The following is a 21,059-nucleotide window of genomic DNA, read 5'->3' as shown; positions in this document are numbered from 1 at the left end:
TGGGAGTAGGTCCTTGGATGGGGGATCGGGAGGAAAAAATGACATCAGCAACTGACACGATGCAAATCAATTTGGAGGATTTGCCGGCGCCCGGCCTGCGGGCTGGCTCTGCGCTGCTGCGGCCGGTCGAATTCATAGCGGCGGCTTTGCTGCTTGTTATCGTCTGCCTTTTACTGGCAGGCGTCACGTCCCGATACGTGTTTTCCATGCCTATCGTCTGGGTGGATGAAGCAGCTTCCATCTGCTTCCTCTGGCTTGCGATGCTCGGAAGCGTGATCGCCATCGACCGGGCCGAGCATCTGCGCCTCACGATTTTCGTCGGGCTGATGCCTGAGCGTCTGACGCGTTTTGCCAACACGCTTGGCCTGCTGCTCGTCGCGACGTTCCTGCTCGCAATGTTCGTTCCGGCAAGCCATTACGTGGTCGAAGAAGCCTACATCACCTCGGCAGCACTCAACATCCCGATGAGCTGGCGCGTCGCAGCCTTGCCGGTCGGCATCGGACTGATGCTGCTGCTTGTCCTGCGCGACGCTTTCCGTTCGGCCACTCTGGCGGAGTTTGCAGCAGGCGTTGCCTTTATCGGCGCAGTCACGACGCTGTTATGGATGCTTTCACCCTCCCTGACCTCTCTCGGCTACGCGAATATCCTGATCTTTCTCGTTGGTTTCGTCGCATTCTGTCTGGTTATCGGTGTGCCGATTGCGTTCTGCTTCGGCATTGGTGCACTCGCATTCCTGACCTTCACAACCAGCATGCCGACGATGGTTCTCATCGGGCGCATGGATGAAGGCATGTCATCGATGATCCTGCTTTCGGTGCCGATCTTCGTGCTTCTCGGCTGCATTCTGGATGCGACCGGCATGGGCAAGGCAATCGTCGAATTCCTTGCCTCGCTGCTCGGCCATGTGAAGGCCGGCATGTCCTATGTTCTGCTCGGTTCGCTCTTCCTCGTCTCCGGCATATCGGGTTCGAAAGTATCGGATATGGCGACTGTAGCACCGGCGCTTTTCCCGGAGATGAAGCGGCGCGGACATAAGCCGAAGGAAATGATCGCGCTTCTGGCGACCGGTGCGGCCATGGCCGATACCGTTCCGCCGTCGATCGTGCTCATCGTGCTTGGCTCTGTCGCGGGTGTGTCCATCGCGGGCCTGTTTACCTCCGGCTTCATCATCGCCATGGTGCTTCTGCTCGCGCTTGCGATACTTGCCCGCTGGAAGGCGCGGCATGAAGCGATGGACGGCATCCGCCGCGCACCGATGAAGACTGTCGGCAAGGTCGCGCTCATCGCCGCTCCGGCACTCGTTCTCCCGTTCCTGATCCGCGCGGTCGTCGGCGGCGGCATCGCGACGGCAACGGAAGTTTCGACCATTGCCGTGCTCTACGCGATGATCATCGGCATGGTGCTCTATGGTGGTATAAAGCCTGCGAAAATGTATTCGATGCTGGTCGAAACCGCCGCACTCTCAGGTGCCATCCTGATCATTCTGGGCACAGCATCGGCAATGGCCTGGACGCTGACGCAGACAGGTTTCGCCTTCCACATGGCAAACCTGATCACTGATCTTCCAGGCGGATGGTTCACCTACATGCTGGTGACAATTGCGGTGTTTCTGATCCTCGGCTGCGTGCTCGAAGGCCTTCCCGCACTCGTGCTCATGGCGCCGATCATGTTTCCCATCGCGAAAACGCTGGGAATCCACGACATCCATTATTCGATGGTCGTCGTGACAGCGATGAATATCGGCCTGATGGCGCCACCAATCGGCGTCGGCTTTTACATTGCGTGCAAGATCGGCAACGTCTCGCCGGATGAAGCGATGGGCGCGATATGGCCTTACATCGCCGCACTGTTCGTCGGCCTGCTGCTTATCGCAGCCGTACCCGCATTTTCCATCGCATATCTCTGATAATCGAAATAAAGAAGGCTCCCGGTTTCGGGAGCCTTCCTGTCAGCCGATCCATTCCTTCATCTTTCGATGAACCTGTTCGAAGGATTCAACGCCTGCATCCGAACCCAAGCCGCTTGCAACCATGGCAGCGACGGCTTGCGCGAAGCGGAGGCGCTCTTCCGGGTCCATCCCGTGGTTCAGCGCACAGATGAAGCCTGCATCGAAAGCATCGCCGCAGCCGGTCGTATCGACCACTTCGATTTCATAGGCCGGAATGTGAAGACGTGTGCCGTCTGAAGATGCGTAATAAGCGCCCTCGCCGCCCAGCGTGAACACGCAGGTCTGCGCGCCCTTGTCGAGATAGAAGGATGCGCAGTCGGCAGGCGTCGAGCGGCCCGACATATCGCGCGCTTCCTCGATCGACGGCATGAAATAATCTATATGCGGCAGAAGCGGCAGCACGATAGATGCGGTTTCTGCGGTCGCTGCGATCAGGTCGAATGTGACCGTGCAACCGCGCCTTTTCGCTTCTTTCAGAAGCACGACGCTGCGTTCGCCATCGAGACGCTTGAGCAGGCCCGTTCCGCCGAGATGGACGATGGGCGTGTCGAACACCTGATCGTAAAGCGCATCCGGCACATCGAAATGGTCCGACGCGCCGCGCATATGCAATGCCGGGCGCTCGCCATTGGGGCGAATGTTCAGAATGGTCGCGGAAGTCGGCACGCCGTCCAGTCGCTTCATCGCTGACGTGTCGATATCGAGCTTGTTCATCGCATTGATGACGAAGTCGGCTTTCTCGTCATTGCCGACAGCGCCGACCGCAAGGCTTTTCAGTCCGAGCTTGGCCGTGTTTACGACAACGCCGCCCGCCGTGCCCGCGACTGTCAGCTTGATCTCATCGATGAACTCGACATTGCCGCGATCGGGAATGCGCGTCACCGGACGCCCTAGAATGTCGAGGATGTAAAGACCGACAACGGAAACGTCGTAACGCATGCATTTCTCCTGATGATGTGATGCTCAGGCGGCTACCCGAACGCCATCGACAAATACCGCGAGCCGCTCGCGCGGAACCGAAAGATGGACGGTGCCGCCCAGCTCGACCGGCGGTCTGCCTTGCGTGTTGATCTTGATCGCCACATCGCCAATCCGTGCTTTTGTGAGGTATCGGCCTGCAACGCCAATCGCCTGATCGACAAGAATTGCCGCCACGCTGTCGTCGGAAGGCTCCGCTCTCATCCGCACCAGTTCCGGGCGGATGCCGATGCGTGTTTCTCCGGCAGGCAATCGCCCCGGTGCTTCCAGCGGGCGCGTCAGGATCGCCGAGTGGATTCCATCTTCTTCGACGCTTGCCGGAATAAAATTCATGCCCGGATTGCCGAGAAACCAGCCACCAAATTCGCTGGTCGGCTCGCGATAGAGAATGTCGGGCCGGTCATATTGCAGGATACGCCCGTCCTTCATCAGCGCGATGCGGTCGGCAAGCGTCATCGCCTCCGTCTGGTCGTGCGTGACATAGACAATGGTCTGCTTGAGGCGATGCGTGACCTGCTTGAAGGCGCGGATGAGCTGCAGCTTCGCATTGACCTCGACATTGGTCGTCGGCTCGTCGAACAGCACGATCTCGGACTGCCGCGCGACCGCGCGCCCAACCGCCACTTTCTGGCGGCTTCCGGCATCGAGGCTTTCGATGAACGCGCCAGCCAGCGGGCGAATATCGAGAACGTCCAGCACTTCGTCCACGCGCCGCCGCCGCTCCGCCTCGCTGACGTTGCGGTCGTAACGCATCGGCAGTTCCAGATTTTCGAGCACCGAAAGCGTCGGATACATAACCGGATATTGAAACACCATGCCGACATTGCGCTTGCGCGGCGGCAGCTTGGTCACGTCCTTGCCGCCGAATATGACGCGCCCGCTCGTCGGCCGTTCCAGCCCGGCGAGAATGCGCATCAGCGTTGTCTTCCCGCAGCCGGAAGGCCCGAGCAGACAGGCAACCTCGCCATCGGCAAACGTCATATCGATATTGTCGACCGCCGTGAAATCGCCGAAACGCTTGGTGACTTTTTCGATGAAAATATCGGCCATCAGGCATGCCCTCCGGTCATCAGCCGCTCACGCGATTTCCCATCGAAGAACAGGGCGTTTTTCGGATCGACCGCAATCGTCACCGAACTGTCGAGTTCCGGTATCCAGGCGCCCATGGCAAGCAATGCCAGCGTCAGGGGTTGCCCATCGGCGTCAAGATTGACGACGATCTCTCCGCCCTGATTTTCGACGAGAGACACGCGTGCCGGGATTTTCACCTCGTTCGATGCCGCGCTCGCATCACCCGGTTCCAGCAGGCGAATATGCTCCGGTCGCAAACCGACAATGACTTCGCTTCCGTCAGCCAGCCCCTGGACTGGAAGACGCCACGGTCCAGCCTGAACGAAACCGCCCGCAACGCGGCCAGCGATGAGGTTCGCATGCGGGAAACCGACAAGATCGAGGGACCGCGCATGCGACGGATTGTGATAAACCGTATCGACGCTGTCGACCTGCACGATCCGGCCCGCATCGATCACCGCAAGACGCTGCGCCATCGTCAGCGCTTCGAGTGAGTCCGACGTCGCGTAAAGAAACGTCGCCTTCAGCTCCTGCCTAAGCGACTTCAACTCGTCCATAAGCCGCTCGCGCAGCTTGTAGTCGAGACCGACCAGCGGATCGTCCAGCACGAAGATTTCGGCATCCTTCAAAAGGCCGCGCGCGACCGCGACACGCTGCTTCTCGCCGCCCGACAATTGGTCCGGCGTTTTCTTCATAAGATGAGTGATCGAAAGAATGCCTGCCGTGCGATCCACGCGCTTGGCGATCTCATCCTTCGGGAAGCCCGCCAGCGTCAGTGGGTAGGCAATGTTCTGCGCGACCGTTTGATGTGGATAGAGGGCGAAATTTTGCGGGATATAACCGATGGGCCGATCCGCAGGCGTATCCTTGCTTATGTCGCGACCGGAAAGAAGCATCTCGCCGGAATCCGCCTTTTCCAGCCCGACGAAAATGCGGAACAGAGTGGATTTCCCGGATTGCGGCGGGCCGCATAGAACTGTGAAACTTTCCCGTTCGACGGTCAGCGAAAGTTCGTCGAGCGCCGTCTTGCCCTTGTATCGCTTGGTGATGTTGCGGAATTCAAGTGTCATGATTTCTGCTATCGGCCGAGTTGCGAGAACGTGGGAACCAGCAGGATTCCCGCGGTGAAGACGGCCGCAATGACGAGCAGCACCTTGACGATAAAGAAGATACTGGCCGGAGCAGACGCATCCTTGCGCAGGTTGCCGACGGCTATCTGCAGAAGCGTGGAAACGACCAGCACCGACAGCCCGATCTTGTAGAGCATCAGGTTGTAGCGCTGCGCGATCAGCGCGATACCTATCAGCATGCCCGCAATAAGGATGGTTTCGAGACGTTCGGGAAAAGTGCGAACATGCTTCATGGTCACACCTCGCCCCGAACCGTGCCGAAGGTCATTCCGACGAGCAGATATTTCTGGAAGAGATAGATGAAGACGATCGGAACGATAATGTAGATCGATGTCATCGAGGAAATGAACGTCCAGTTCACCCCGCCATCCGCATAGGTGCCGACCGACAATGCATAGGGAATGTTCTGCGTTTTCACGCCGCCGATGATGAAATTGAAGAGATATTCGTTCCAGACGAAAATCAAATTGAAGATGAAAGCGGCAATCAGGCCGGGCCTCACCTGCGGCATCACCACCTTGAAGATGATATGCGGCCACGAACCGCCATTGACGATGCCCGTCTCATCGAAGCGCGTGGACACGCCGTCGAGAAAGCCTTTCAGGATCCACACGGAGAACGGGATCGAGAACATCGCGTAGAACAGCATCAACCAGAGATGCGAGTCTTTCCAGCCGAATGCGACATACATCAGGAATACCGGCAGGATGACGGCAGGCCCCGGCAGCATGCGGATGGAAAGCAGCAGGAACATCAGGAAATCCGTTCCCTTCGGCTTGAACCGCGAGAAGCAGAATGCCGCGAGGAAGGACACGACCACCGCGATGATCACCGCGCCGAGCGACAGCAGGATCGAGTTGGTGATTTGCAGGAAGATTTCGTTTCGCCCGAACAGCGCCCGGTAATTGTCGAGCGTCGGCGTGAAAATGATCTTCGGCGGCACGGCCAGGATTTGATCGCGCGTCTTGAAGGACGACATGACGATCCAGGCGATCGGCGCGAAGAAGATCAGCGAGACGAGCCAGAGAAGCCCGTAATAGAGTGCTGAAACCAGACGGCTCATCCTTCACCCTCCCGGCGTCTGCGCAAATTCAACACGAATATGAAAACGCTGGTCATGGCGATCGAAATCAGCAGAAGCAGGACGGCGTAGGCCGACGACCAGCCCATGTTGAAGCTTTCGAACGCCTGCTTGTTGAGTTCGAGCGCGACGGTTCGCGTATTCTGCCCCGGCCCGCCCTTGGTCATTGGGATGATCAGATCCAGCGTCTTGAAACTGTCGATCGTCCGCAACAGAATTCCAAGCATGATGATGAATTTGCCATGGTGCCAGATCACCAGCGATAGCCGCCGGTAGAACGGCACGCGGTCGATTTCGGCGGCCTCAAGCTCGGCTTTCGGGACGGAGCCAAGTGCGGCCAGCGTCATCAGGGTCATGAACGGCGTCCACATCCAGCAATCGACCGCCAGAACCGACCAGAAAGCCAGATTGGGATCGCCCAGAAAATCGATCGGCCCGCCGCCGAACAGCGTGCGCCAGATGTAATTCAGGACACCGAAAGTCGGATCGAAAATGAAGCGGAAGAAGGTGCCTGAAGCGACCGGCGTCAGAACCATCGGCGCAAAGAGTAATGTCAGCGCAAGCCTCCTTCCGGGCATATCTTTTGAGCCCCAGAACAGGAAGCCGAGAATGGCGCCGACGATCGTCTGGAATGTCACCCCGCAAATGACGAAAGTGAAGGTGCGCGAAAGATCGAACCAGATCGAATTCTTGCTGGCGAGAATTGCCCAGAAATTGCGGAAGCCGATGAATTCCGGCGGCATCCCGCTGGTCAGCGAGAAATTGTAGAAAGACAGGCCGAGCAGCCACAAAGTCGGAATGGTGTTGAACACCACGAAGAAAATCATCACAGGCGCAAGAAGTGTGAGGATCAGCGTGCTGCGATTATCTAGAAGCCGTGAGAACCCACGCTTCCGGGCTATAAAGGACATGCCCTTGCCTCGATCTGAACCGGGAGGCTTGCTCCCCACTGCTGATAAGACTGGATGCGGCAGGTATGCCGCCGCATCCGGTTTGTCGCTTCACCTCAAAGAGAGGTGGTGGCACACATGTCCGACGGTGCGATCGTCGATGTGCCGGAGTCGCTCAGGATTTGCTGCTGCTGGCAGGCGATATAATCCATCACCGCCTGGGCATCCGTCGACTGCCCTGTCACGAAGGAAGAATAGCCTTCCTGCTGTACCGACAGCATTTCCGAATATTTCGGGTCATGCCAAAAGTCGCGTGAACGTCCGTCTTCGAGCATGAACTTGTAGGTACGGTTCCAGGGATTGATATCGTTGAAATCGTCCCGCGAAAGCGTGACCTTGTCGCAAGGATTGCCACCGCGCTTGGCGAATTCGACAGCCGTTTCAGGCAGATACCACCAGTTCATGAAGTCGATGGCGACGCGCATCTTCTTTTCGTCGTTGAAGGCGTTGATCACCCAAGGCTGACCGCCCATCGAGTAAATGCGCTTGGCGCTTTCGCCCGTGCCATGTTTCGGCGGCGGAACGACGAGAACCTTGCCTTCCAGTTCCTTGGTGATCATCGCGGAGCCGACTGCGGCCCACTGGATCGTCGAGAAGACCTTGCCCTGCGTGAACACGTCGATGCCTTCGGCAATGCCGACATTGGTCGCGCCCGGCGGGCAATATTTGATCCAGCGCTTGAATTCTTCAAGCGACTTGGCATTTTCCGGCGTGTTGAGCACGCCTTCGATACGACCGTCCTTGGGGTCCCAAGTTTCGCCGCCACGGCTCCACAGGAAGTTGTTGAAGGCGCAGGTCGCGAAATCGTAGACGCGGCTATACTGCTGGGCAAAGCCCCAAACCTGCTCGTCGGGACGCGTGAAGAATTCGGCGATCTTTTCGAATTCGTCCATCGTGAGCTCTTCGAAATCCTCGAAGGTCTTGGGCAGCGGCTTGCCGTATTTCGCCTGAAATGCCTCGACTTCCTTCGGATCTTCGAGCCAATCCTTCCGGATATAAAGCGCCTCGACGTCGCCTTCCTGCGGCAGGCCCCAGATTTCCTTCGTGCCGTCAGGATAGGTCATGTAGGTGTCGACGACCGTCTGCGAGTACCATTCGAGCTGAAGGTTCTTGTTCTGCGCGATGATGTCGTTGAGCTTCAGAATCCAGCCCGGCTTGGCCAGAGCGCCGAGCCACTGGCTGTCGGAAATGATGATGTTGAATTCCTGGCTGCGCGTGGCAAGCGAGGTCGCCGCCTTCTGGAACAGATCGGCGAAAGGCGCTTCCTGGAAATTGAAGCTGACGCCGTAGCCATACTTCTCTTTCACATAGTCGGCGAAGAGCGGCGACATTTGCACGCCCAGCGAAGACGGCACCCAGCCGGCAATACCGAGAATGTTCATATCGATGGACTGCCCCGCGAGCGGGTGGCTTTCCTGCGCGCTCAGGCGGTTGATGAATGGTGCGCTGATGAGTGATGAAAGTCCCAGCGCCGACCCGCCCTTGAGCAGAGTGCGACGCGGCATAACAAAGCGCGAGCCCGCGCCTGATCGATCGAAATTTGACATGCGTATTCCTCCCATTGCGGCAAATTTTAACAAAAACGCCTAAGCCGCAGCGCTCGTTTCCCCGGCTGGTGGCGCGTGCCTCCATCCTCTCCGGGCCCTCCTCCAAGGGTCGCGCAATGGCTATTGGCGACAATATTCAAATGCTGTAAGACAAATGTCAAGATGGCTATATTGGACACCTCAACCGCTCCGAAAAATCGCTCGCCGGGCAGTGCATCGACGAAATCGAAACCCGTTCCGCTGCGCTTTCGCGACGACCCTTTGCTGTGGGCCGGATGGCTCTACGCGCAGGACGGAATGACGCAAAACGAGATCGCCAAGACCATGGGCATCTCGCGGGCGACGGTGAACGGATACCTCTCCGAAGCGCGTTCGCGCGGCATCGTTTCGCTGACCATGGAGACCTCGCGCCTCAGCGAATTCATGGTCGCGCAGGCTCTCAAGGAGCGGTTTCACCTCAGCGATTGCATCGTCATTCCAAGCGGCGATACGGGCAGACCCTTGGCCGAACGTCTGGGTGAAACCGGCGCACGTGTTCTGGATCGGCTGCTAAGACCCGGCGATACGATCGGCATATCCTGGGGACAGACCATGATCGCGCTGGCGCGCGGCGTTGCCTCTCGAAAACTCGCTGACGCGTCGGTTATACAAGTCACTGGCGGCAGCACGGCGTCCGTCGATTACACGCCGGAACTCTGCGTCTCGCGCCTTGCGATGGCCCTGTCCGCGCGCTCGGTGAACATCACTGCGCCCGCCGTGGTTTCCAGCCCTGCAATCCGCGATCTTCTGATGGACGAGCCCGTCTTGCGCGGTCAGTTTGAACTCGCCCGCAAGGCCGACAAGATCGTCTTCGGCATCTGCTCGACAAGGCCCGGAAGCACCGTGCATCTGAGCGGCATCGTTCCTATCGAGGACTGCTCGCATCCCATGTTCCAGCGCGCGACCGCAGTGGTTGCCGGTCGCTTCATCGATGCTCAGGGTGTGCCGGTTCGAGGCGATCTCGACAGCCGCACGATCGGCCTCGATCTCGACGAGATTTCGCACATCAAGACGCGCATCGCGGTTGCCGGAGGCGCCGAAAAGGTGCCCGCCATACTGGCGACACTGCGCGGTCGCTATGCCAATATCCTGATAACCGATGCGGCGACGGGACATGACATTTTACGCGCGGAAGGCGTGCCTGAATCGATTGGCGCTCTGGGAGGAACACGGCGCGCGCAAGTACAGGGAGGAGTACCGATGAAAACCAAGAAACTCATAAACGACCCGAAGAACATCATCGAGGAGATGCTCGACGGGATCATCAAGGCGCATCCCAAACATGTGCGCCAATTGGAAGAAAGCCCGCGATCGGTCATCGCGGTCAATGGCCCGCGCAAGGGCAAGGTCGGCCTCGTCATCGGCGGCGGATCGGGCCACGAACCGTCCTTCGTCGGCTTCGTCGGCAAGGGGATCGCCGACGCCTGCGCTATCGGAAACGTATTCGCCTCGCCTCCGCCGGACCCCATCCTGGAATGCACCAAGGCCGTCGATGGCGGCGCGGGCGTGCTCTACATGTATGGCAATTATGCCGGCGACGTGATGAACTTCGACATGGCCGCTGAAATGGCAGCAATGGAGGACATTGAAGTCCGCACCGTGCTTTCCACGGATGACGTGGCCTCGGCTCCAGTCGACCAGAAAGAAAAGCGGCGCGGTGTTGCCGGTAACTTCTTCATCTTCAAGATGGCGGGTGCAGCGGCAGACAAGATGTGGTCGATCGACGAATGCGAGCGTGTTGCCCGCAAGGCCAACGAACGCACCTTCACCGTCGGCGTCGCGCTTTCTCCCTGCTCCCTGCCGCAGACGCGGCGGCACAACTTCGAAATCGGCCCGGACGAGATGGAAATCGGCATGGGCATTCACGGCGAACCGGGCGTCGCCCGCGAGCCGCTGAGGACCGCCGACGAAGTGACCGACGACATTCTCGAACGCATTTTCGCGGAAATGCATGTCGAGAAAGGCTCGAAAGTTGCCGTGCTGGTCAATTCGCTCGGCTCCACGCCGCTGATGGAGCTCTATGTCATCAACAGGCGCGTGCGCGAACGGCTCGACCGCAAGGGCGTCGAAGTTCACGCGACATGGGTCGGCACCTATTGCTCCTCGCTCGAAATGGCCGGCATGTCCATCACCCTGATCCATCTCGACGATGAACTGACTGAACTGCTCGACCACCCGTGCGACTGCGCAATGTTCCGCGCAGGCTGACGGATAAACGCGACCGTTTGACAATTCAGGACCGCATCATGAGCACCATCACCACACAGGACATACTCGCCATGTTCATGGCGATCGCAGACACGATCGACGCGAACAAGGACCATCTTTCGGAACTCGACGGGGTGATCGGCGATGCCGACCACGGCGTCACAATGGGCATCGGCTTCACCGCCGTAAAAGACGCGCTTTCCAAGCTCGACCTGCAAACCAGCGAGCCTTCAGCCGTCTTCAACACGGCCGCAAAATCCTTCCTGAATGCAGTCGGCGCATCGTCCGGCCCGCTCTACGCAACCGCATTCATGCGCGCTGGCGCTGCCGTGAAGGGCAAGCCGGAGCTTGATGAAAAAGCGATGGCGGAGGCTTTCGTTGCGATGGCAAAAGGCATTCAGGACCGCGGCAAAGCGGAGCGCGGCGACAAGACTATGGTGGATGCCTGGCTGCCTGCCGCTGAGGCAATGACGGAAAGTGCCGAGCGCAATGCGGGCATTGGCAAATCCTTCGAGGCCGCAGCAATTGCTGCCGAAAAAGGTGCCGAGGCAACCAAGGCGATGCGCGCTTCCAAGGGCCGTGCCGCACGTCTTGGCGACCGGTCGCTCGGCCACATGGACCCCGGCGCTGCATCGACCGCAATGATCGTGCGGACGATGGCCGACCATTTCGCCGGGCGCTGACCCGCACTTAAAAGCAAACGCGCAACCTGAATCAAAGCGCCCCGGCCTCGGCTGGGGCGCTTTGCATGCGCACGATTCGGATTCATACAATCCCCCGCATGATCCATAATATGGACCTATAAAAATCCTATTATCTGTTTATTTTCAGATAGATAGAAATTCTTGTTGCACATATAAAAAGTTTGATCTGTATTATGGACTGGCAATCGACGCCGTGGGGAGTGCTGCGCTGGAGGGCGCAGTGGGCGACGATTGGAGGAGCATATGCGGCTGCCGCACAGGCAGAGCGCACGCGGGCACGGCGAATAACAAGTGCCAAAGGGAGGAATACAGATGAACGTTGCGACGGACGAAGTCCAGGAGTTCGCGGTACCGTCGGAGACGCTTGATGCGCGGCCCGGCTCGAGCTTCATGAGGCCGGTCGAGGCAGTTGCGGCGGTGCTGCTGCTTTCCATCATCGGCATGCTTTTGACCGGCGTCATCTCGCGCTATCTGTTCTCGCGCCCGATCACATGGATCGACGAGGCATCCTCCATCGCCTTTCTCTGGCTTGCCATGCTCGGCACGGCAATCGCCATCGACCGCAACGAACATCTGCGTCTGACCCTGTTCCTGAATATGTTCAGCGAGCGCAGGCGGCAATTCGTCGAGACTTTTGGCCTCGTGCTGATGGGCACTTTCTTGCTTGCCCTGCTTCCCGCGGCTTACGAATACACGATCGGCGAAATGGACATCACCTCGTCCGCGCTGAACATTCCTGTCGGCTACCGTGTCTCGGCGATCGCCGTCGGCATGCTTTTGATGTGCGCTCTGGTCGCCGTACAGCTCTTGAAATCGGCAAAGCTGACGGACTTCCTGACGGCTGTCGCGATTGTGCTGGCTGTTGCCGTGCTGCTCTGGCTCATGGCGCCTGTGCTGAAATCCTTCGGCAACGCCAACATCATCATCTTCCTCATTGGCGGCGCGGCCGTCTGCCTCGCATTCGGCGTGCCTATCGCCTTCTGCTTCGGCATCGCGACGCTGCTGTTTTTGGGCTTCACGACCTCGATGCCGCTTGTCGTCATGATCAGCCGCATGGATGAAGGCATGTCGAGCCTTATCCTGTTGTCGGTGCCGGTCTTCGTGCTTCTCGGCTGTATTCTGGACGCGACCGGAATGGGCAAGGCGATCGTCGATTTCCTCGCCTCCATGCTGGGCCATGTGAAGGCTGGCATGTCCTACGTGCTGCTCGGCTCACTCTTCCTCGTCTCGGGCATTTCCGGCTCCAAGGTTTCCGACATGGCAACCGTCGCGCCTGCCCTCTTCCCCGAAATGAAGCGGCGTGGCCACAAGCCCAAGGAGATGATCGCGCTTCTCGCAACCGGCGCGGCCATGGCCGACACCGTTCCGCCAAGCATCGTGCTGATCGTGCTAGGTTCGGTAGCTGGCGTTTCCATCGCGGCACTGTTCACCAGCGGCTTTGCCATCGCCATGGTGCTGCTCGTCGTCCTTGCAATTCTGGCCCGCATCAAGGCCATTCGCGAAAACGTCGAAGGCCTGCGCCGCCCGTCGCTGAAAATGATCGGCAAGACGGCGCTTATTGCGGCACCCGCTCTCGTGCTTCCCTTCATCATCCGCAGTGCGGTGGCCAGCGGCGCGGCAACGGCGACCGAAGTCTCGACAATTGCCGTCCTCTACGCCTTCATCATCGGCGTGGTGCTTTATGGCGGCATCGGCATGCGCAAGCTCTACAGCATGCTGGTCGAAACGGCGGCCATGAGCGGCGCGATCCTGCTTATCCTCGGCACCGCTGCCGCGATGGCATGGGCGCTGACCCAGACGGGCTTTGCCTTCCAGTTGCGCGATATGCTGACCGATCTGCCGGGCGGCTGGTTCACCTTCATGCTCGTGTCGATCGCGCTGTTCCTGCTGCTTGGCTGCGTGCTCGAAGGCTTGCCCGCAATCGTACTGCTCGCGCCGATCATGTTCCCGATCGCGCGCGCCATCGGCATCAACGACATCCACTATTCGATGGTTGTCGTCACCGCCATGAATATCGGCCTCATGGCCCCGCCCATCGGCGTCGGCTTCTACATCGCCTGCAAGATCGGCAATGTTTCGCCGGACGAAGCGATGGGCGCGATCTGGCCCTACATCGGCGCAATGCTCGTCGGCCTTCTGTTGATCGCCGCCGTGCCGTGGTTCTCGCTCGCATTCCTTTGAACGCACCCACACTCGATAAATAGAAACCTGGAGGAGACCTGAAAGAATGAACATCACACGTCGCACCATGATGCTTGGCACGGGAGCGCTCGCTCTCGGCGCCACCATCCGCACGAAAGCTCACGCAGCCGATTTCACCTACAAGTTTGCAAACAATCTGCAGACCACACATCCGTTGAACATCCGGCTTCAGGAAGCAGCAAGCAAGATTCTCGAAGAGAGCGGCGGCCGGCTGCAGATCAACATCTTCCCAAGCAGCCAGCTCGGAAATGACACGGAAACCCTGTCGCAGCTTCGCAGCGGCGCGACCGAATTCTTCTCGCTGTCGCCATTGATCCTTTCGACGCTCGTGCCGAACGCGGCGATCAGCGGCATCGGGTTTGCCTTCCCCGATTACGATTCCGTCTGGAAGGCAATGGATGGCGAGCTTGGCGCTTATGCCCGCGCCGAGATCGAAAAGAAGGGCCTCGTGCCCATGGAAAACATCTGGGACAACGGCTTCCGCCAGATCACCAGCTCGACCAAGCCGATCAACACGCCAGAGGATTTGCAGGGCTTCAAGATCCGCGTCCCGCCAAGCCCGCTCTGGCAGTCCATGTTCAGCGCTTTCGGCTCGGCCCCGACCACGATCAACTTCGCCGAAGTCTATACTGCGCTCTCGACCGGCACGGTCGATGGTCAGGAAAACCCGCTGGCAATCGCCTCTACCGCAAAGCTCTACGAAGTGCAGAAGCATTGCGCCATGACCAACCACATGTGGGATGGTTTCTGGATGCTGGCCAACAAGCGTGCATGGGAAACTCTGCCGGAAGACATCCGCGAGATCGTCGCGAAGAACCTCAACGCATCTGCCCTCACACAGCGCGAAGACACGGAAAAGCTGAACGAAACCGTGCGTCAGGAACTTACCGAATCCGGCATGGCGTTCACCGATCCGGACAAGGCCGCGTTCCGCGAAACGCTGAAGACAGCAGGCTTCTACAGCGAATGGAAAGACAAGTTCGGCGAGGAAGCCTGGTCGATCCTCGAAAAGGCAGTCGGCACCAGCCTGACCTGATCGCTTTTCCTTGAACACATGCCGTCGCGCCAGGGCGCGGCGGCGCTTCCTGAATTTTTCGAGGTGAAAGTGCCCGACCGTCTAAAAGGAAAATCAGCGATTGTCTTCGGAGCCGGATCGTCAGGTCCGGGCTGGGGCAATGGCAAGGCGGCTGCGGTGCTTTACGCCCGCGAAGGCGCTTCCGTGGTCTGCATCGACCTTAGCGAAGATGCCGCCAATGAAACTGCGGAAATCATTTCCAGTGAAGGCGGAAGCGCAATTTCAATTGCCGCCGATGCCACCAACTTTGCCTCCATCGAGGCTGCCGTTGCCCGATCCATCGATGAATTCGGCGCGATTTCGATCCTTCATAACAATGTCGGCGTGACCCATATGGGCGGCCCGACGGAGCTGAGCGAAGAGCAGTTCCAGCTCTCCGTCGATCTCAATCTCGGCTCCGTCTACCGCACGTCGAAGGCCGTCATCCCGCATATGATCGAGGCCGGCGGCGGCGCAATCGTCAACATTTCCTCGCTGGCAGGCATTCGCTGGACCGGCTATCCCTATTTCGCCTATTACGCGACCAAGGCAGCGGTCAATCAGGCAACTGTCGCAATTGCGGTTCAGTACGCAAAACAGGGCATTCGCGCCAATTGCGTGGTGCCCGGCATGATCGACACGCCCTTGATCTACAAGCAGATTTCCTCGCAATACGCCTCTGTCGATGAGATGGTCGCAGCACGCAACTCCGCCATTCCCGGCGGCAAGATGGGCGACGCATGGGACATCGCCTATGCCGCGCTCTTTCTGGCGTCCGACGAGGCGAAATTCATCACCGGCGTCTGCCTGCCCGTCGATGGCGGTCAAAGCTGCACGGTCATGGGTCCGCGCTGATGGTCGCCAAGGCGCCTCCTCCCGAGAAAGACTTGACCGGTTCGCAAAGCGTCGACCGCGCGCTGAAGCTTCTGTCGCTGGTTGGACGTCAGGCCGCACGCGGTATGCCGCTGAACGAAATCGTCGAGGAAGGCGGCTTCAACAAGCCGACGACGAGGCGTCTTCTGCTGGCGCTGATACGGGCGGGCTTTGTCGAGCAGGACCCGGTCGAGCGCCGCTACTATATCGGCGAAGAAGCCTATGTGCTGGGTTCGCTCGCCTCGTCGCGTTTCGGCCTTCTCCAGATGTCGATGGAAAGCCTGATCCGCATCTCCCGCAAGACGGAAGATTCGAGCTTTCTTTCCATTCGCCGCGACACGCATTCGATCTGCCTGCATCGCGAGGAGGGCACCTATCCGATCCGCACCCATGCACTTCAGGCGGGTTTTGAGCATCCGCTCGGCGTCGGGGCCGGTTCGCTTGCCATGCTGGCTTCGCTCCCCGACGATGAGATCGAAATCGTGCTGGAGCGCAATGCACCGATCCTCAAAGAGCACTTCCCCCGGCTCCTCCCCGACCAGCTTCGCCGCGAAGTCGCTGAAACCCGCGCACGCGGCTACTCCTTCAATCCCGGCCTGATCTACGCCAATTCCTGGGGCATGGGCATCGTCGTGAAACACGCCGATGGAACCCTTGCAGGCGCGCTTAGCATCGCCGCCATCGACAGCCGCATGCAGGAGCCGCGACAGGCCGAACTCGCAGCGATCCTACGCGAAGAAGCCGTCAAAGTGGAAGCCAAGCTCGCAGACATGTTCGCCCAGAAAACGACCGACACGGCCACCCCGTCGCGATCGAATACAAGGAGACTTCCAAAATGACGAAAGCACAGATTGTTGGTTGGGCGCACTCCCAGTTCGGCAAGACCGAATATCCCGATACCGAAGCACTGATGGCCGCAGTCAGCGGCCCGGCGCTGACCCATGCGGGCGTCGAGGCAAGCGATGTCGATGGCGTGTTCGTCGGCGTCATGAATGGCGGCTTTTCCAAGCAGGAATTCCAGGCAGCACTCGTCGGCATGGGCAATCCCGATCTGGCCAACGTCCCGTCGGTTCGACTGGAAAACGCCTGCTCCACCGGCTCCGCCGCCATCTACACGGCAATGGATTTCATCGAGTCCGGTCGCGGCAAGATCGCGCTTGTGGTCGGTGCCGAAAAGATGACGGCCGTCTCGACCGCTCAGGTCAGCGACATTCTTCTGGGCGGCAGCTACCGCAAGGAAGAAGCGGAAGTCGAAGGCGGTTTCGCAGGCGTGTTCGGCCGCATCGCCCAGCATTATTTCCAGCGCTATGGCGACCGTTCCGAGGAACTCGCCATGATCGCAGCGAAGAACCATTCGAACGGCATGGCAAATCCTTTCGCCCATATGCGCAAGGATTTCGGCTTCGATTTTTGCAACACGGTTTCAGAGAAAAACCCGCTCGTCGCGCCACCGTTGCGCCGCACGGATTGCTCGCTCGTTTCCGATGGCGCAGCCGCGCTCGTTCTGGCCGGTGAGGAAACGGCAGCCACCCTCCAGCGCGCCATCGGCTTTCGCGCCCGCAAGCACGTCAACGACGTATTTGCGCTGAGCCGCCGCGATATGATCGCCTTCGACGGCCCGCGCCGCGCATGGCAGGGCGCTCTGGCGGACGCCGGTGTCACGCTCGACGATCTCTCATTCGTCGAAACCCATGACTGCTTCACCATCGCCGAAATGATCGAATACGAGGCAATGGGTCTGGCCGCGCAGGGCGAAGGCTACCGCGTCGTGCGCGACGGCACCACGGCGAAGACCGGACGTCTTCCGGTCAATCCGTCCGGTGGCCTCAAATCCAAGGGCCATCCCATCGGCGCGACGGGCGTTTCCATGCACGTCATCTCGGCCATGCAGCTCATGGGCGAAGCGGGCGACATGCAGCTTTCAAACCCCAATCTGGCCGGCGTCTTCAACATGGGCGGCGCTGCCGTCGCCAACTACGTTTCGATCATGGAGCGCGTGAAATGAACCAGGCCGATCCTGATGGCGGTGTAGCGCCCTGCTCCACGCGCGTCATGAACCTTTCCAATTTTCTGACGCAGGCCGCCCGCCGCAACGCCGATGAAGCCGCGCTCGTATGGGGCGACCGTCAATGGCGCTGGAGCGAGATGGAAGCCCGCGTCAATGCCATGGCATATGCGCTGATCCACGAATTCGGCGTCAGGAAAGGCGACCGCATTCTGGTCCAGTCGTCAAACTGCAACCAGATGTTCGAATCCATGTTCGCCGCTTTCCGCGTCGGCGCTGTCTGGGTCCCGACCAATTTCCGCCAGACACCGGACGAGGTTTCATACCTGGCCGCCTCCAGCGGCGCGACGCTGATGATTTGCCAGGCAGCGTTCCCCGGCCATGCGGATACGTCCAGGGCCGCCAATCCGTCCATCGCCAATTGCATCTCGATCGGCGTGTCCGAAATCGGCGAAGATTACGACCAGATCGTCGCGCGCAATCTTGGCAAAATCGTCAAATCCGAACCCGTCGATCGCGACGATCCGTGCTGGTACTTCTACACATCGGGCACGACCGGCCGTCCCAAGGCCGCCGTTCTCACCCACGGCCAGATGGCCTTCGTCATCAACAATCACCATTGCGACCTCTTCCCAAGCACGACGCAGAAGGACCGCTCCATCGTCGTCGCGCCGCTGTCGCATGGCGCGGGCGTTCACCAGCTCTGTCAGGTCGCGCATGGCGTAACCACCATACTGATGCCGTCCGACAAGCTCGACATAAACAAGCTCTGGTCGCTGGTCGAGGAGTGGAAGGTGACGAACCTGTTCACCGTTCCGACCATCGTGAAGATGCTGGTCGAAGACCCGGCGGTAGATCGTTACGACCATTCCTCGCTCCGCTACGTCATCTATGCTGGCGCGCCGATGTATCGTGCGGACCAGAAGAATGCGCTGCAAAAACTCGGTGCCGTGCTGGTGCAGTATTTCGGGCTTGGCGAAGTCACCGGCGCGATCACCGTTCTGCCGCCCGTCTATCACAGCCTCGAAGACGGCCCGGAAGCGCGCATCGGCACATGCGGCTTCGAGCGCACCGGCATGCAGGTGCAGATTCAAAACGACAATGGCGAGGAGCTCGGCACAGGCGAAACCGGCGAAATCTGCGCGATAGGACCGGCAGTTTTTGCCGGCTACTACAAAAACCCGGAGGCCAATGCGAAATCGTTCCGCAACGGATGGTTCCGCACAGGCGACCTTGGCCATGTCGATGAACAGGGCTTCCTCTACATCACCGGGCGCGCCTCCGACATGTATATTTCCGGCGGCTCGAACGTCTATCCCCGTGAGATCGAGGAAAAGCTTCTGACCCATTCGGATGTCAGCGAAGTCGCCATCGTCGGCGTGCCGGATCCTGTCTGGGGCGAGATCGGCATCGCCGTCTGCGTGCTGCGCCCCGGCGCGAAAGCCGATGGCAACGAGTTGCGCGCATGGCTCGACGGGAAAGTCTCCCGCTACAAGCTGCCCAAGAAATTCGTCTTCTGGAACGAGATGCCGAAATCTGCCTACGGCAAGATCGCCAAGAAGCTGATCCGCGAGGAACTCGAACGGCGCGGCGAACTCACCGACGCTTCCGAAAAAATCAGCGCCTGAACTGGAGTGCCCCATGAGTGATAAGAACAAATGCGCCGTCATCACCGGCGGCGCTTCTGGCATAGGTCTGGAAACGGCTGTCGTTCTCAAAGAGCAAGGCTGGACTGTGTATCTGCTGGACCGCAACACCGATGCGCTGGCCGACGCCTGCAAGGAGGTTGGCATTGACGGAACCCACGGCATTGCCTGCAGCGTCACGGACGAAGCTGAAATCGATGCGGCAATTGCCGACATTGCAGCAAGCGGCAATCTGGCCGCGATCGTCAACTCGGCCGGTATCGGCATGGACAAGCCTGCGGTCGATACCAGCGTCGAAGAATTCCGCCGCATCGTGGACATCAATCTCACCGGCACGTTCATCGTTGCGCGCGCTGCGGCCCGCCACTGGATCGCCACAAAAACGCCCGGCGCAATCGTCAACATTTCCTCCGTTTCGGGTATGATCGGCAACAAGGGCCGCAGCGCCTATGGCTCATCCAAGGGCGCGGTCAATATGCTGACCGCGATTCTCGCGACGGAGCTTGGCCAGCAGAACATCCGCGTCAACGCGGTAGCACCCGGCGCTGTCGATACGCCATTGTCGCGCGCCGTCCACACGGATGACGTGCGCGCCCAATGGCATGAACGCATCCCGCAACGGCGCTATGGCACGGCGCGCGAAATCGCATCGACGGTCGCATTTCTGGTGTCGGACGAAGCCAGCTACATCAACGGCCAGGTCATCGCCGTCGATGGCGGTTTCGTCACCTCCGGCCTGTCCGCGCGGGTCTGACGATGAGATCCATTCAGCATCTTGGCGAGGCTCTTGAACCGCGCGTTCTGGCCCTGCCCTGCACCGCCCGCAAGCTGCGGCTGTCCTTCCGCCCCGGCGTAAGCGTGTTGGCGTCGATCACCGAAGTTTTCGCCGAACACGGCATCGAAAGCGCGGTCGTTGAAATCCCGCGCGGTGCTTTGGAGCCACTGGTCTATGTCATCCCGGCAGATAGCGACGACGGCGTTCACGCCGCCTGGTACAGCGACACGCATGCCCCTGAAGGCCGCGCCGAAATCGAAGGCATAACCCTTTCTTTTGGCCGCCGCGACGGCGAGACCTTCCTGCACTGCCACGGAATCTGGCGCCATGCCGATGGCTTCCGCGGCGCCGGACACATCATGCCGCATGACGCGCAATTCGCGGAAACGGTCGAAGGTGAAGTCATCGCGCTTTCAGGCGCAATCCTCGACCAGCTCGAAGACAGCGAAACGAATTTCCGGCTTTTCACGCCCGTACCTCTGGCCGGTACCCCTGCCGAAGGACGCCGCGCCGTTCTCTGCCGTGTGAAACCCAATGAGGAAATCCACTCAGCACTTGAACGCACCGCTGCCGAACACGGCATCGAGAAGGCGACGATTCACGGCATTGGCAGCCTCGTCGGCTGCGATTTCGTCGACGGTCAATACATGGCCTCAACCGCCTCGGAACTGTTCATCCGAAACGGAACCCTGGAAACAACAGACGGCGCGCCCGTCAGCCGTCTGGATATCGCCATTGTCGACAAGCACGAAAAAATCTTCGAAGGCCAAATCACCTGCGGCGTAAACACCGTCTGCGTCACCTGCGAGATCGTGATCGTCGAAAGCGACTAGGGTGAACACACCCG

The 21,059-nt window shown here is 59.5% G+C and carries 18 protein-coding genes; 11 read left to right on the top strand and 7 right to left on the bottom strand.

The annotated features are described in order from the left end of the window. Window positions 1–38 precede the first annotated feature (38 nt). Entirely contained in the window at window positions 39–1,907 is a 1,869-nt protein-coding gene (locus ABFT80_RS09105) for a TRAP transporter large permease subunit (RefSeq protein WP_455189907.1), read from the top strand. Between the two features lie 42 nt (window positions 1,908–1,949). Here the strand turns inward: ABFT80_RS09105 and ABFT80_RS09100 are convergent, their stop codons facing one another. The 7 genes from ABFT80_RS09100 to ABFT80_RS09070 all read right to left on the bottom strand — a co-directional run bounded on the left by ABFT80_RS09100 (window position 1,950) and on the right by ABFT80_RS09070 (window position 8,706). Further along, on the bottom strand, window positions 1,950–2,888 hold the full coding sequence (locus tag ABFT80_RS09100) for a carbohydrate kinase family protein (RefSeq protein WP_347971580.1): 939 nt from the start codon (window positions 2,886–2,888) through the stop codon (window positions 1,950–1,952). A 24-nt stretch (window positions 2,889–2,912) separates the two neighbouring features. Further along, window positions 2,913–3,977, bottom strand: a complete 1,065-nt coding sequence (locus tag ABFT80_RS09095) for an ABC transporter ATP-binding protein (protein WP_347971579.1) — start codon at window positions 3,975–3,977, stop codon at window positions 2,913–2,915. Then, window positions 3,977–5,068, bottom strand: a complete 1,092-nt coding sequence (locus ABFT80_RS09090; RefSeq protein WP_347971578.1) for an ABC transporter ATP-binding protein — start codon at window positions 5,066–5,068, stop codon at window positions 3,977–3,979. The genes ABFT80_RS09095 and ABFT80_RS09090 overlap by 1 nt, the downstream gene beginning before the upstream one ends. Window positions 5,069–5,076: 8 nt before the next feature. Beyond that, complete coding sequence (locus tag ABFT80_RS09085) at window positions 5,077–5,361, bottom strand: hypothetical protein (RefSeq protein ID WP_347971577.1); 285 nt, start codon at window positions 5,359–5,361, stop codon at window positions 5,077–5,079. Between the two features lie 2 nt (window positions 5,362–5,363). Then, window positions 5,364–6,191 carry a carbohydrate ABC transporter permease gene (locus ABFT80_RS09080; protein ID WP_347971576.1) on the bottom strand — a complete coding sequence of 276 codons (828 nt, stop codon included), beginning with the start codon at window positions 6,189–6,191 and terminating at the stop codon, window positions 5,364–5,366. After that, window positions 6,188–7,120, bottom strand: a complete 933-nt coding sequence (locus ABFT80_RS09075) for a carbohydrate ABC transporter permease (RefSeq protein ID WP_347971575.1) — start codon at window positions 7,118–7,120, stop codon at window positions 6,188–6,190. The genes ABFT80_RS09080 and ABFT80_RS09075 overlap by 4 nt, the downstream gene beginning before the upstream one ends. 95 nt (window positions 7,121–7,215) lie before the next feature. Beyond that, a complete protein-coding gene (locus tag ABFT80_RS09070; protein ID WP_347971574.1) occupies window positions 7,216–8,706 on the bottom strand; it encodes an ABC transporter substrate-binding protein in 1,491 nt (496 codons plus the stop codon). Window positions 8,707–8,868: 162 nt separating this feature from the next. Here ABFT80_RS09070 and ABFT80_RS09065 point away from each other — a divergent pair, with 162 nt between their 5' ends. The 10 genes from ABFT80_RS09065 to ABFT80_RS09020 all read left to right on the top strand — a co-directional run bounded on the left by ABFT80_RS09065 (window position 8,869) and on the right by ABFT80_RS09020 (window position 21,045). Further along, complete coding sequence (locus ABFT80_RS09065; protein ID WP_347971573.1) at window positions 8,869–10,953, top strand: bifunctional sugar-binding transcriptional regulator/dihydroxyacetone kinase subunit DhaK; 2,085 nt, start codon at window positions 8,869–8,871, stop codon at window positions 10,951–10,953. A 38-nt stretch (window positions 10,954–10,991) separates the two neighbouring features. Further along, complete coding sequence (gene dhaL / locus ABFT80_RS09060; RefSeq protein ID WP_347971572.1) at window positions 10,992–11,636, top strand: dihydroxyacetone kinase subunit DhaL; 645 nt, start codon at window positions 10,992–10,994, stop codon at window positions 11,634–11,636. A gap of 333 nt (window positions 11,637–11,969) precedes the next feature. Beyond that, window positions 11,970–13,838 (top strand): TRAP transporter large permease subunit, encoded by a 1,869-nt coding sequence (locus ABFT80_RS09055; protein WP_347971571.1) that lies wholly within the window; start codon window positions 11,970–11,972, stop codon window positions 13,836–13,838. Between the two features lie 46 nt (window positions 13,839–13,884). Next, on the top strand, window positions 13,885–14,895 hold the full coding sequence (locus ABFT80_RS09050; protein WP_347971570.1) for a TRAP transporter substrate-binding protein: 1,011 nt from the start codon (window positions 13,885–13,887) through the stop codon (window positions 14,893–14,895). Window positions 14,896–14,964: 69 nt separating this feature from the next. Further along, window positions 14,965–15,768 (top strand): SDR family NAD(P)-dependent oxidoreductase, encoded by an 804-nt coding sequence (locus ABFT80_RS09045; RefSeq protein WP_347971824.1) that lies wholly within the window; start codon window positions 14,965–14,967, stop codon window positions 15,766–15,768. Continuing rightward, the gene (locus tag ABFT80_RS09040; protein ID WP_347971569.1) at window positions 15,768–16,625 is read left to right on the top strand and encodes an IclR family transcriptional regulator; all 858 of its coding nucleotides are present in this window, start codon (window positions 15,768–15,770) and stop codon (window positions 16,623–16,625) included. Before ABFT80_RS09045 ends, ABFT80_RS09040 begins: the two co-directional genes overlap by 1 nt. Then, window positions 16,622–17,791 carry an acetyl-CoA acetyltransferase gene (locus ABFT80_RS09035; RefSeq protein WP_347971568.1) on the top strand — a complete coding sequence of 390 codons (1,170 nt, stop codon included), beginning with the start codon at window positions 16,622–16,624 and terminating at the stop codon, window positions 17,789–17,791. Before ABFT80_RS09040 ends, ABFT80_RS09035 begins: the two co-directional genes overlap by 4 nt. Beyond that, the gene (locus ABFT80_RS09030) at window positions 17,788–19,419 is read left to right on the top strand and encodes an acyl-CoA synthetase (RefSeq protein ID WP_347971567.1); all 1,632 of its coding nucleotides are present in this window, start codon (window positions 17,788–17,790) and stop codon (window positions 19,417–19,419) included. The genes ABFT80_RS09035 and ABFT80_RS09030 overlap by 4 nt, the downstream gene beginning before the upstream one ends. A gap of 13 nt (window positions 19,420–19,432) precedes the next feature. Next, a complete protein-coding gene (locus tag ABFT80_RS09025) occupies window positions 19,433–20,191 on the top strand; it encodes an SDR family NAD(P)-dependent oxidoreductase (RefSeq protein ID WP_347971566.1) in 759 nt (252 codons plus the stop codon). Window positions 20,192–20,193: 2 nt separating this feature from the next. After that, window positions 20,194–21,045, top strand: a complete 852-nt coding sequence (locus ABFT80_RS09020; protein ID WP_347971565.1) for a PCC domain-containing protein — start codon at window positions 20,194–20,196, stop codon at window positions 21,043–21,045. Window positions 21,046–21,059: the final 14 nt, after the last annotated feature.

The organism is Foliimonas ilicis (assembly GCF_039939195.1).
GTDB lineage: Bacteria > Pseudomonadota > Alphaproteobacteria > Rhizobiales > Rhizobiaceae > Foliimonas > Foliimonas ilicis.
Note: the sequence above shows the minus strand (reverse complement) of the source record. Positions and strands in the feature narration are given on the sequence as shown.